Origin of the sequence: Vibrio sp. S/42/10, from assembly GCF_029890535.1 — a bacterium.
Taxonomy (GTDB): Bacteria; Pseudomonadota; Gammaproteobacteria; order Enterobacterales; family Vibrionaceae; genus Vibrio; species Vibrio cyclitrophicus.
In genome coordinates this window covers 72273-85573 of record NZ_JAKMZC010000007.1, presented here as the reverse complement: position 1 = coordinate 85573, position 13301 = coordinate 72273, and the positions used below count along the sequence as shown (strand labels likewise).

General features: G+C 44.0%; 10 protein-coding genes. 8 read left to right on the top strand and 2 right to left on the bottom strand.

The genetic code is table 11. The features are described from left to right. The first annotated feature begins 12 nt into the window (after positions 1 to 12). The 7 genes from L8S15_RS09980 to tadA all read left to right on the top strand — a co-directional run bounded on the left by L8S15_RS09980 (position 13) and on the right by tadA (position 6777). Positions 13 to 513: a GspH/FimT family pseudopilin gene (locus L8S15_RS09980; RefSeq protein WP_010438937.1), complete on the top strand. Its 501-nt coding sequence runs from the start codon at positions 13 to 15 to the stop codon at positions 511 to 513. After that, entirely contained in the window at positions 491 to 1093 is a 603-nt protein-coding gene (locus tag L8S15_RS09975) for a hypothetical protein (RefSeq protein ID WP_010438939.1), read from the top strand. The genes L8S15_RS09980 and L8S15_RS09975 overlap by 23 nt, the downstream gene beginning before the upstream one ends. Then, positions 1090 to 2385 (top strand): hypothetical protein, encoded by a 1296-nt coding sequence (locus tag L8S15_RS09970; protein ID WP_010438941.1) that lies wholly within the window; start codon positions 1090 to 1092, stop codon positions 2383 to 2385. Before L8S15_RS09975 ends, L8S15_RS09970 begins: the two co-directional genes overlap by 4 nt. Continuing rightward, a complete protein-coding gene (locus tag L8S15_RS09965) occupies positions 2375 to 2785 on the top strand; it encodes a prepilin-type N-terminal cleavage/methylation domain-containing protein (RefSeq protein WP_016768353.1) in 411 nt (136 codons plus the stop codon). The genes L8S15_RS09970 and L8S15_RS09965 overlap by 11 nt, the downstream gene beginning before the upstream one ends. 270 nt (positions 2786 to 3055) lie before the next feature. Further along, entirely contained in the window at positions 3056 to 4618 is a 1563-nt protein-coding gene (locus L8S15_RS09960) for an AbgT family transporter (RefSeq protein WP_010438945.1), read from the top strand. A gap of 209 nt (positions 4619 to 4827) precedes the next feature. After that, entirely contained in the window at positions 4828 to 6117 is a 1290-nt protein-coding gene (locus tag L8S15_RS09955) for a hemolysin family protein (protein ID WP_010438948.1), read from the top strand. A 135-nt stretch (positions 6118 to 6252) separates the two neighbouring features. Continuing rightward, on the top strand, positions 6253 to 6777 hold the full coding sequence (gene tadA, locus L8S15_RS09950) for a tRNA adenosine(34) deaminase TadA (RefSeq protein WP_010438950.1): 525 nt from the start codon (positions 6253 to 6255) through the stop codon (positions 6775 to 6777). Between the two features lie 67 nt (positions 6778 to 6844). On the opposite strand, the gene L8S15_RS09945 is transcribed toward tadA, so the two are convergent. Further along, complete coding sequence (locus L8S15_RS09945) at positions 6845 to 6979, bottom strand: hypothetical protein (RefSeq protein ID WP_010438952.1); 135 nt, start codon at positions 6977 to 6979, stop codon at positions 6845 to 6847. Positions 6980 to 7355: 376 nt separating this feature from the next. Continuing rightward, positions 7356 to 8924 carry a membrane-bound lytic murein transglycosylase MltF gene (gene mltF / locus L8S15_RS09940; protein WP_016784801.1) on the bottom strand — a complete coding sequence of 523 codons (1569 nt, stop codon included), beginning with the start codon at positions 8922 to 8924 and terminating at the stop codon, positions 7356 to 7358. Between the two features lie 329 nt (positions 8925 to 9253). Here mltF and purL point away from each other — a divergent pair, with 329 nt between their 5' ends. Further along, entirely contained in the window at positions 9254 to 13165 is a 3912-nt protein-coding gene (gene purL / locus L8S15_RS09935) for a phosphoribosylformylglycinamidine synthase (RefSeq protein ID WP_102424104.1), read from the top strand. Positions 13166 to 13301: the final 136 nt, after the last annotated feature.

Below are 13301 nucleotides of genomic sequence, written 5' to 3'. Positions count from 1 at the left end.
GGAATTTGGGAAATGTCTCGCGGGTTTACCTTCTTAGAGCTACTCATAACCATATCAGTGCTCTCTATATTATTGGCTGTTGCCGCTCCAAGTTTTAGTTCTGTCTCGGAAACAGTGAAGATGCAACGGTTAGCTACTGAGTTGAATGGTTTTATGATGCAGGCAAAATCTGAGGCAGTTATGAGAAATACTGATCTTTGGGCTCATTTTTTAATGAATGGTAATTCAAATGACACCGGTGATTGGAAAATTGAATTGACCGAATTCGATATTCCGAATACTGGTACGACAATTCTTACACTGGAAGGTGCTTCATTTCGAAACGTAGATTTCACCGTTAACTACAGTTCTGAACAAATTAAATTTAGTGGAGTAAACGGTAAAGCTAAAGATGGCCATCTCTTATTTGATATGAACTCTAAGCCTTTAAAGCTTATAACATATCGTACTTCAGGAAGAATGAGAATTTGTGGTGTAGAAGGAGACTTTTATGGTTATCAGATCTGCACTTAGGAGGCAGCAGTTCGGTGCAACATTAGTCGAATTTATGATCTCTTCCATTTTGGGAATTGTCGTTATTGGAAGTGTGGGGTCGGTATTTATATCCGGACAAAACATCGCATCCGAGAGAAGTAAAGAATTATTACTATTACAACAAGTTTCAGGAGCTCTTCAATACTTTAAAGAAGATATCCAGCGTGCGGGCTACGATGGAGGGACAGGTGTATCTCTAAAATTATCAGGCTCCACCGATACTTTATATATTTCTCCTGATTCAAAAACGGTTGCATATGCTTACACTCATCAATCAGAGATTCGAAATGTCGCTTTTGTATTTGATTCAGGTTTGGTCAAGGTGTGTGATAGCCCCTCCAGTATCGTAAAAACAGTATCAGCGGCGATTAGTGGGTGCTCTTCTATCTTTGAGCCGAATCAAATTAGAGTCGTTGATTTTCATGCGAATCAGTCAAGTATTGAATCTCAAGGGGTTAGTTCAGGTATTACAACCATTATGATTTCTGCTGAATTAGTAGGAGATACGTCCGTTAATTATTCATCAAGTGTGATTGTAAAAAATAGGAATTGGCGATGAATAAAAATCAACAAGGTGCGGTTGTTTTACTTACAACAAGTGTATTACTAGTTACTGCGTTAATGTTGACTTTTGGTAGTTATCGCTCTGTTTTTTATCAAATAAAAAGATCTCAGAATGAAGTAGAAGCGCGCAAGCAACATTGGGAAGCAGAGGGAGGTCTAGAGTGTGGGTTTACATATATTGTTAATCAAAAATTGCAATCAATACCCAATAATTTAGCGACAGTTTGTAACTCGTATAGTTTTTCTTCCTTAAATGCTGACTTTACAAACCCTGAAATTTTGCTTTCTCAAGTTGGTCATAGCAGTGTTAATAAAAAAATAATCTTTTCATCTTCAGTTGGTTATGGAGCTATGAAGTCGACTTCTGATGTTATTTCTTTTGGCTCAGCACTTTTTTCACCACCAGACCCTGGTGAATTTGACTCGGCTGCTGAAGCTTATGAGTGTATCGGGGCTGTGGTTAAATATAGGTTTATTGCGACTGGTATTACCAATCATGGCGTAAGTAGTTCTATTGAATCTCCAGGAGCCGGGCATGATCCCACTAAGGATTGTAAGCCTTCTCATAAGACATCGACAGCTGTTAAATCAGGGATATGGGAGAACTCCTTTGGAGTGATAAGTTCTCATAATGTTGGGTTAGATATTCAGCGAGATGACACTATCGACCCTTTTAAAGATTTTTTCGGAGTCGATAAAAGTAAGTGGCAAGAGGTTCGTGATGATGTAGATAACGAATTTATTAAAGTTTCAATGCCTTCTAGTAGTGTTGATTGCTATAGCCAATTTTCTGATTCAATAGTGAATGGACAGCCCAATAAAGTTTGGATTGATGGCTCTTGCCAACTAGCTCCAGTTGATGTGACGAATATTGTAAATTTACAGGCTGCACACCCGGGAACCGATTTGTTTTTACTTGTTCATGACGGTGTTTTTGGGGTCACTGGTTCTGGCGATATTAGCGGTGTATTTTTTCATTTTAATAATACTTACTCTCCCACTCCTTCTCAATGGGACTCGATGACGGAAGTGAAACCTTTTGTAAATTCAGTATTTAGTGACCTAATTAATACTATGTATGGTTCTTCAAGTACTCTTACGCCATATCATGCAACTTATGCGCAAGCTGGCGCATTCAGTTTCACGGGGGGACAATTTTTTGATACAGAAGGGCAAATGGCGCTATTTAATAACTCTCTGAATTTTTCATTCAATTCAGATGTTATTGATGAGTTCGAATTTTCACCCAAGCCAAGATGGCAAAAAGGTTCATGGAATGATTTATAAGCAAAAAGGTTTTAGCCTAATTGAAGTACTCATTTCATTTTTATTGATAGGAGTCGGTTCGCTAGGGCTAATTAAGTTACAAACATATGTTGAGCAAAAGTCTGACTTTGCTATTCATAGTGTAGAAGCTTTGAATTTGGCTGAAAATAAGCTGGAATGGTTTAGAACTCGAGGCGCATCTGCCGCTTTATCGAGTATAACGCCTGCGGATTTTGCTACGGATATTGTTGATGGCATGGATCACTCGCATTTTAAATATCAACTTGATTGGACAGTGACGAACAGTTTATCCGGAGCGCTGAAGACCGTTCAGATAACAAGCTCATGGGAAGACCGGTTTGGTAATAATCAAGAGATCGAATTACATACCATGATTTCTAAATACAGCGAGTTCGATTGATTGGGTTTATAACTTCAATGTCGTGATAGTTTGCTCTTCTCGGACATTCTTTATGTGCCAGTTAAAACTCTGTATATGGAATGGTATGTTTTGTGTTTTTATATTGTTGCTGTTGTATGGTATTTTTGCAAAATATGTCTCCATTTATGGAAAATAAGATGGAATCTTGTGCTTTTTAATGACGACTTTAATAGAATATGTGCTGCACCAATAGGCCATGGTCCAAACTTATATTAGGCCTAAACAAACAACATCACATATGGAGTTACCATGAGTAACCAAGCCGTAAAAAAAGCACCATCGACTGAGAAGATCAGTGGAATGGACCGCTTTCTAAACTTCATTGAACGCGCCGGCAACAAAATTCCAGATCCAGCAATTCTGTTCTTCTGGGCTCTAGTTATTGTATGGGTAGCATCTGCACTTTTGTCGAATCTTTCATTCGATCTAATCAACCCTCAAACGGGTGCTGCTCTAGAAGTTAACAACCTACTCACTGGTGAAGCGCTTGCTAGCTTCCTCGCGAATATGGTTACCACGTTCACAGGTTTCGCACCTCTAGGCATCGTACTTGTTGCTATGCTAGGTGTTGGCGTTGCTGACTCTTCAGGCTTCATTACGACTGGCCTTAAGAAGATGCTTAATTTCACGCCAGCTAAGCTATTAACGCCAATGCTAATCTTGGTTGCTATCGTGTCTCACACAGCAGCAGATGCAGGTTACGTTCTAGTCATTCCTCTTGGCGGTATCATCTTCCACGCAGCGGGTCGTCACCCTCTAGCGGGTATTGCAGCAGCGTTTGCTGGTGTATCAGGTGGTTTCTCAGCGAATTTCATTCCTTCAGGTATTGATCCGCTACTAGCAGGTTTCACTCAAACCGCGGCAAACGTTCTTGACCCTGCATACGTGGTTAACCCTCTAGCGAACATCTTCTTTACTGGCCTATCTTCAGTTCTAATCGTTGGTATCGGTTGGTACGTAACAGAGAAGGTTATTGAGCCTCGTCTTGCTAACACACCTGTTGATGAAGATGCAGAACAGGCACCTGACCTAGGTACATTCACAGCGATTGAATCTAAAGCATTCAAATTTGCTGGTTGGGCAATGGTTGCGGGTATTGGTCTACTTATCGCAGCTTTGGTTCCTGAAAACTCAGCACTTCGTTCGCCTGAAGGTGAACTAACAGCGTTCTCAGCGCCAGTAATGAAGTCTATTGTTCCTCTGATCTTCATCCTGTTTATTATTCCAGGTATCGTCTACGGCCGTGTAGCGGGTACTTTCAAGAATAGTAATGATGTTATCAAAGCAATGTCTGAGACAATGGCAACGATGGGCGCGTACATTGTAATGTCGTTCTTCTGTGCTCAGTTCCTATCTGCATTCGCTCAATCAAACATCGGTACTATGCTGGCACTTTATGGTGCAGAAGGCTTGAAAGCGATGGACCTTCCAGGTGAAGCAACGGTTGTTGGTATGATTCTACTAACGGCTGCAGTTAACCTTCTTGTGGGTTCAGCTTCAGCTAAGTGGGCTCTTATTGGTCCTATCTTAGTTCCTATGCTAATGGTTGTGGGTATCTCTCCAGAGCTATCTCAAGCGGCTTACCGTGTTGGTGATTCAGTGTCTAACATCATCTCTCCATTGATGGTGTTCTTCCCACTGGTTGTTGTTTACTGTCAACGTTACGTTAAGTCGACAGGTATCGGTACTCTAGCTTCTCTAATGATGCCATTCTCGATTGCTATGCTAATCGGTTGGTCAATCTTCTTGCTAGCTTACTGGGCTCTTGGTATCCCACTAGGTATCCAAGCTCCTTACACTTACACAATGTAAGCTAAGTAAGAAAAGCAAAAAGTTAGTAAGATAAAATCATCGAAGCCTGCACCAAAATGTGCGGGCTTTTTTTTTCGCTATTTTTGTCTATTTTTTTATATCTAAGACTTTTTATATCCACAACTTTTTATATTCAAAATCAAGGCACTCAGCTTATACTCCGGATTACGGCTAATTGTTGGCCGGTAAAATTAGGAAATCCAAGCCACATGAAGATTCTGCTTTTAGTGGGGTTAATTGTTTTAAATGGTCTGTTTGCTATGTCAGAGATTGCACTGGTAGCAGCAAAGAATAGTCGGTTGAAACGCTTAGCCGAAAAACATCGCTCCGCTCAGGTTGCTCTCGAGCTCAAAGAAAATCCTACTCGTTTCCTTTCAACCATTCAGATTGGTATTACAGTGATAGGCCTACTCAGCGGTATTGTGGGTGAGGCGACCCTATCTGCGCCACTGGCCGTTCAACTTGAACTCTGGGAATTCGACCCTGCACAAGCAAATATCCTGTCTACTGCGATCGTCGTTGTTGGTATTACTTATTTCGCGATTGTTGTGGGTGAGTTGGTGCCAAAGCGTTTTGCTCAATCCCAAGCTGAAAACATCGCCGTGTTAGTCGCATTGCCTATCTTCTGGTTATCTAAAATCGCGACACCATTTGTGTTTGCGTTGTCTGCTTCAACCGAAGGTATTCTCAAATTAATGGGACGTGGTGGTGAAGAAGATAGTGTCACTGAAGATGACATTCATGCCCTAGTGAAAGAAGGCTCTGAATCTGGTGTGATAGAACGTGGCGAGCAAGAGATGATTCGTAATATCTTGCAGCTTGATGATCGTCTTGTGAGCTCGTTGATGACCCCACGGCGAGACGTCGATTTTCTGGATATTGACCAACCTGTTGAGCAGTTGCTGAAGAAGCTGCGTTTATCAAAGCACAGCGTATTTCCACTTTGCCAAGACCACCTTAATCAAGTCGTCGGTACGGTGTCAGCCAAAGCTTTGCTGAATCAGGCGGGCAATTTAAGTATTCAAGTTATTATGGGGCTCTCTAAATCCCCAATCTATGTTCCAGAGTCGATGAAGGCGTTGCGCTTACTGAGCTACTTTAAAGGTTCAGGTGCTGAGATGGTCTTTATTGTTGATGAATATGGCGATGTGCAAGGCCTTGTGACGCACTATGACATTCTTGAAGCGATCGCCGGTGAGCTGTCTAATAACCCTCAAGACCTGTGGACTGAGGAGGTCGAAGACGGTTTACTGGTGGATGGATTGATCCCGCTCAGTGAACTAAAGAATCGCTTAGAGCTATCAGAGCTAGAAGTTGAGAAAGAAGGTTTCCAGACGTTGAACGGCTTAATCTCTTGGTTAATTGGTCGCTTACCTGAGGTTGGCGAGGTTGTCGAATATCAGCAATGGCAGTTTGAAATTACCTCGGTTGAAAACAATCGAATTGTCAGCGTCAAAGCGACTCCGATAACCAACGACTTTAGCGACGCTAGTCGTTAGTGACTCAATGAACAGGCCTGCCGTTAATATCTTTAATCTCGCTATTGTTCGTTGTCTCGCTATTGTTCATTATTACTAAGATTAGGTATGCTTCACCGCATACCTATTTTTTGCTTTACCTTTTTGGAGTTCCCTTTGTCAGACCATCAATTTAGCCCTCAAGATGAAATCTTCATGCGACGCGCCATCGAGGTAGCGAAGCAAGCTGAGAAAGAGGGAGAGGTTCCCGTTGGTGCGATACTGGTTAAAGGTGGAGAGATTATCGCTGAAGGGTGGAACCGTTCGATTGGCAGCCACGATGCGACAGCACATGCTGAAATCGAAACCTTACGCAAAGCGGGCCAAGCTTTGGAAAATTATCGCTTACTTGATACTACGTTATACGTCACTTTAGAACCATGCCCTATGTGCGCAGGTGCTTTGTTACACAGCCGCGTAAAACGAATTGTCTTTGGAGCGCCAGACTTAAAGGCGGGAGCTGCAGGTACAGTACTTAATTTGTTTGAAAGCCAAGCCTCATACCACTATGCCGACGTTGAACATGGCTTGCTAGAAGCTGAGTGTCGTGAGCAATTGCAGGCGTTTTTCAAGCGTCGTAGAAAAGAGATCAAAGAGAAAAGAAAGCAAGAGCGCTCAGAGGAAGAATCGAGACAGAAATAAGGCCCATCTAAATAGGCACTCTATCTTTTAAGAGTGCCTAAGCAAACTTACTTGGTCATCATGGCATTTACTCAGCAATCATCTGCATGAAAGCACGGTTGCGCCAAATGATCTTTTTCTTATTATTTGAAAGCATACGCTTACGACGGTTTGCAGCAACAGTCTTATCAAGGCGTTTCGATTTCAGCTTGTTCTTCATCATTTCAATGACTTCCTATTTGTCGTCTGACTTTTTAATTTGGACTAACGATTTAATTATAGTGTTATTCGTTTATTTGGCCTGTCGTACGCTTGGCTTACTTAGAAGAGCAGTTCTAGTCTAAAGCCAGCATCGAAGTTCAACAGAGCATAATCTTGATTGTGGTGTGCCGTTATAAGGTTCGATTGTTACTGCAATATGACATTCCTAATTTCACAACACAGTTTTATGGTGAGAATCCCCAGTTGCTTAGTTGCTTAGTTGCTTAGTTGCTTAGTTGCTAGTTACTTAGTTACTCAGTCAGAGATTCTGCTATTTTGCTTCTTATCTTGCAGACAATAAAAAAGAGCAATGCTAATTGGCATTGCTCTTTTGGATTTTACTGCAAGGATTCTGAACTGCTGACTGTCGGCTGAGCTGCGCTGATAGTCGATTCAGCACCTGAGATTTCTAGAGGTGGGATCACCACCAAATCTTCAAGGTTAGCCTCTTGTTCTTTATTTCGCTTATTTACATGGCCAATAATGCTTTGGTAATAACGGCGAATGTTCTCTACGTAGTTCCTAGCTTCATCACCACGTGCATACCCGTACCGAGTTTGGCTGTAATATTTCTTTTGTCTTAGCAGAGGTAACCTATCTTTTACATCACCCCAAGCGTCAGGATCGCCACCTTGCGCTTTGGTTAAGCGACGTGCATCCATCATATGTCCGTAACCGACGTTATATGAGGCTAGGGCAAACCAGATTTTTTCGTGTTGGGTGATTGAGTCTGGAACTCGGTTAACGATACGACGCAAGTATTCAACACCACCTTGTACCGACTGTTTAGGGTCAAGACGGTTAGTCACGCCAACGCTTTTCGCTGTGGGTAGCGTCAGCATCATCATGCCACGTACACCGGTTGGTGAGCGAGCAACAGGATTCCAGTGTGACTCTTGGTATGCCAAAGCGGCAATCAAGCGCCAGTCAAACTCTTGAGAGTATTCCTGAAAGAGTGGCGACCATTTTGGCAGTTTGCTATCCAGTGCACGGATAAAGGCGCGAGTATCAACGTAATCAAAGGTACCAATGTGACCTATGTACTTCTCTTCGAGTGATGCGAGCTCACCAGATTGTTTTAGGTTGCCGAAGAATTCAATCAGTAAAGCATACAGGCTTTCGTCTTCAGATTTCTGTAAGTACCAAGAGATAGGTTGGTCTTCTGTTAGCTCAAAAGCGAGAGCGACCTCTGGATACAAACGTTGCGCCAATGAAAGCTCAATTGAATCTGCAACGGTAAACAGTCGCTCTCCTGTCGAGACTTCTTTTAGTAGGTCGTTGACGTCCGCATTACCGACCGCATCGTAGGTAAAGTCATCATGTGTGTTCTGTAGCTGTTTTAGTGTTGGCTCGAAGTGTGAGTCTTTTACTACAACTAAAGAGGGGGTCAGTGTTTCGCTTGATGACGCCTCTTCTGATTCAGTTTGTGCTTTTTCAAACTCAGCCTGACGTTCATTTTCAAACTTGATCAGTTGCTCAAGGTTTCTTGGTCGCCACTGGCCTTTTTTGTACACGACTTGTTGGCTTACATAATAATAAGCTGGCGCAGCGCGATAAGCGCGTGTCAGGTTACTATTTTGCGTTAACCCAGTTGCGATAAGATCGATTTCGCCTTTCTGTAACGCTGGGAATAGGCCGGATAAACGGTAAGCGGGTTTAACCTCAAGCTTTACACCAAGCTCTTGCGCAAACTCACGAGCTAATTCGTAATCCAAGCCTGCTGGGCCATCTGGACCGATGTAATAAGAGAGTTGGTTATTCAAGGTGCCGACACGAAGAACGCCACGGTCTCGTATCTGCTCAAGAACACTTTTAGGTTCAGATTCAATCTGGCATCCCGCTAACCCAAACAGAGCGATAGCGATCAGAAGGAATTTAGACGAAAAGATGAGCGTAAATTTAGGCATCAAAATGAAATCTCAAAAAGTAGAAGCTCCTTTATACCAAACCCCGCAAGACTGGCAAAGCTGCTTTAATTAAACAGTTGTAAAAGTGCTGATAAATGCAGCAAAAGTTCCATTTGAGCAGAAAGATAAAAAAAATAACGCAAACGGTTGCTTTTGGTGTTACGTCACAAAAAGAAATGCTTTATAATGCGCTCGCATTGAAGAGGTGGGATCGGCATAGGTTTGGCAACCTTCGGGAATAGCTTCGAAGAAAACAGTTAGGTTGTTCCTATAACCCACTGAATTTATTCCAATACTACCTTAATCAACTGCATAAGAGACCTAAGCACATGAGAATTTTGCGTGGCTCCCCAGCTCTATCTGAGTTTCGTGTTAACAAGCTTTTAGAGCTTTGTCGTGAATTAAGCTTACCTGTAACAGGTATTTACGCTGAGTTTGCCCACTTTGCTGATCTAACGGCAGACCTAGACGAGTCTGAAGTTGAGAAGCTAGAAAAGCTACTGACTTACGGTCCAACGATTGAAGAGCATGAGCCTGAAGGTTTATTGCTGCTTGCAACGCCACGCCCAGGCACTATCTCGCCTTGGTCTTCAAAATCAACAGATATCGCACATAACTGCGGACTGGCTAAAGTGTCACGTCTAGAGCGCGGTACTGCTTTCTACATTGAAACCTCTTCTGAACTTTCTGAGCTTCAACTTGTTGAGCTGAAAGCAATCCTGCACGACCGTATGATGGAAGTGGTTTTCACTGACTTCGAATCAGCGGCTGCACTATTTACAGTTGCTGAGCCTGCTCCATATGCGGAAGTTGACCTATTAACTGGTGGGCGTAAAGCGCTTGAAGAAGCAAACGTTACCCTAGGTCTAGCACTTGCAGAAGATGAGATTGATTACCTTCTTGAAAGCTTTACTGAAAAGCTAGGTCGTAACCCGACTGACATCGAGCTAATGATGTTTGCACAAGCGAACTCAGAGCACTGTCGTCACAAGATCTTTAACGCTGATTGGACTATCGATGGCGTTAAGCAAGAAAAATCATTGTTCAAGATGATTAAGAACACCTTTGAAACGACACCAGAACACGTTCTGTCTGCTTATAAAGATAACGCAGCGGTAATGACCGGTTCTGAAGTGGGTCGTTTCTTCCCAGATCCAGAAACTCGCCAATACAACTACCACCAAGAAAAAACACACATCTTGATGAAAGTTGAAACGCATAACCACCCAACGGCAATCTCTCCATGGCCGGGCGCATCAACAGGTTCAGGTGGCGAAATCCGTGATGAAGGCGCAACCGGTATTGGTGGTAAGCCAAAAGCTGGCCTTGTTGCTTTCTCTGTATCTAACCTTAAGATCCCGAACTTCGTTCAACCTTGGGAAACTGACTTTGGTAAGCCGAGCCGTATCGTTACTGCTTTGGATATCATGCTTGAAGGTCCTCTTGGTGGCGCAGCATTCAACAACGAATTTGGTCGTCCAAACCTATTAGGTTACTTCCGTACATACGAAGAGAAAGTAAATTCTCACGCAGGCGAAGAAGTGCGTGGGTACCATAAACCAATCATGCTTGCTGGTGGTCTAGGCAACATTCGTGATGATCATGTTCAGAAGAAAGAGATCCCAGTAGGTGCAAGCCTAATCGTTCTTGGTGGTCCAGCAATGAACATCGGCCTTGGTGGCGGTGCTGCATCTTCAATGGATTCGGGTTCATCTTCTGAAGACCTAGATTTCGCTTCTGTACAACGTGAAAACCCAGAGATGGAACGTCGTTGTCAGGAAGTTATCGACCGTTGTTGGCAGCTTGGTGATGCGAACCCAATCGCATTCATCCACGATGTGGGCGCGGGCGGTATCTCGAATGCTCTTCCTGAGCTAGTCGACGACGGCGAGCGTGGCGGTATCTTTAATCTACGTGACGTACCAAACGATGAGCCGGGCATGAGCCCACTTGAGATCTGGTGTAACGAATCTCAAGAGCGTTACGTTATGGCGGTTGCTGATAAAGACATGGCAACGTTCGACGCGATTTGTAAACGTGAACGCGCACCATATGCAGTGGTTGGTAAGGCAACAGAAGAGCGTGATCTGAAACTAGAAGATTCACACTTCGACAACACGCCAATCGACATGCCTATGGACATCCTATTAGGTAAAACACCTAAGATGCACCGTGACGCGAAGACGCTAAAAGCAAACAATCCTGCGATTGACCGTTCTGGTATCGAACTAAACGAAGCGGTTGACCGTATTCTTCGCCTACCAACAGTGGCAGAGAAAACATTCCTAATCACTATCGGTGACCGCTCGGTAACGGGTCTTGTAGCTCGTGACCAAATGGTTGGCCCATGGCAGGTTCCAGTTGCTAACTGTGCGGTAACGGCAGCAAGTTACGACTCTTACCACGGTGAGGCGATGTCTCTTGGTGAGCGTACGCCAGTTGCACTACTTGATTTCGGCGCGTCAGCTCGTCTAGCGGTTGGTGAAGCAATCACTAACATTGCAGCGACCAACATCGGCGATATCAAACACATTAAACTGTCGGCTAACTGGATGTCTCCAGCAGGTCACCCTGGTGAAGATGCAGGCCTTTATGAAGCGGTTAAAGCCGTGGGTGAAGAGCTATGTCCGGCACTGGGTCTAACTATCCCTGTGGGTAAAGACTCAATGTCGATGAAGACTAAGTGGGAAGAGAACGGCGAGCAGAAAGAAGTCACGTCTCCGCTATCTCTTGTTATCACTGCGTTTGCACGTGTTGAAGATGTTCGTAAAACGATTACTCCTCAATTACGCACCCCTGATAACCTTGAAGGACTAGGTAATACAAGTCTAGTTCTTATCGACCTAGGTAACGGCAAAAACCGCATGGGTGCAACAGCACTTGCTCAGGTTTACAAGCAGCTTGGTGATAAGCCAGCAGACGTAGACAACGCGGCACAGCTAAAAGGCTTCTACGAAGGCGTTCAAGCACTTGTAGCGAACGACCAAGTTGTCGCTTACCACGATAAAGGCGATGGCGGTCTATTCGTAACGCTAGCTGAAATGGCGTTCGCAGGTCACTGTGGTGTTAATGCTGATATTGCAGCGCTAGGCGAAGATGCTCTAGCAGCACTATTCAACGAAGAACTGGGTGCGGTAATCCAAGTTCGTAACGACGACCTAGACACAGTACTTTCAACTCTTGCAACAAATGGCCTAGAAGCGTGTTCACACGTAATCGGCTCTGTTGAAGCCTCTGATGAGCTAGTGATTAAGTCTGGCGAGTCTGTAGTGATTGAACGTAACCGCACTGAATTACGTACTATCTGGGCTGAAACCACGCACAAGATGCAAGGTCTACGTGATAACCCAATCTGTGCAGACCAAGAGCACGAAGCGAAGAAAGACAACTCAGATCCAGGTCTGAACGTGAAACTAAGCTTTGACGTAAACGAAGATATTGCAGCGCCATTCATTAACACGGGCGCTAAGCCTAAGATGGCGATTCTACGTGAGCAGGGGGTTAACTCTCACGTTGAAATGGCAGCAGCATTCGACCGTGCAGGCTTCGAAGCGACGGATATTCACATGAGCGACATCCTAACCGGTCAAGCGGTATTAGAAGAGTACAACGGCCTTGTGGCTTGTGGTGGCTTCTCTTACGGTGACGTACTAGGCGCAGGTGAAGGTTGGGCTAAGTCGGTTCTATTTAACGACTCGACTCGTGATCAATTTGAAAACTTCTTCAAGCGTGAGGATACCTTCTCTCTAGGTGTGTGTAACGGTTGTCAGATGTTGTCTAACCTACGTGAGCTTATCCCTGGTGCCGAGTACTGGCCACGTTTCGTTCGTAACGAATCAGAGCGTTTTGAAGCTCGTTTCAGCCTAGTTGAAGTTCAGAAGTCTGATTCTGTATTCTTCAACGGTATGGAAGGTTCTCGTATGCCTATCGCTGTTTCTCACGGTGAAGGCCGCGTAGAAGTGCGTGACAACGACCACCTAAACGCGATTGAAAACTCAGGTACGGTTGCTCTACGCTACGTTGATAACAACGGTAACCAAACGCAGCAATACCCGAACAACCCGAATGGTTCGCCAAACGCTATCACAGGTTTAACGACTACCGATGGCCGCGTAACTATTATGATGCCTCACCCAGAGCGTGTATTCCGTACGGTTGCTAACTCTTGGTCTCCAGAAGGTTGGGGCGAGAATGGCGCTTGGATGCGTATGTTCCAAAACGCACGTAAGAATGTGGGTTAATCTGGTTCACTAAACTGAATCATTTGAAAAGCCAATAAAAGCGCAGACCGAAAGGTCTGCGCTTTTTTGTTGGCAACTCTTTAGGAACCAGAGCGAAACAATTAACGTTTGCAGTTTGCTGTTCTAAAAAACTCCA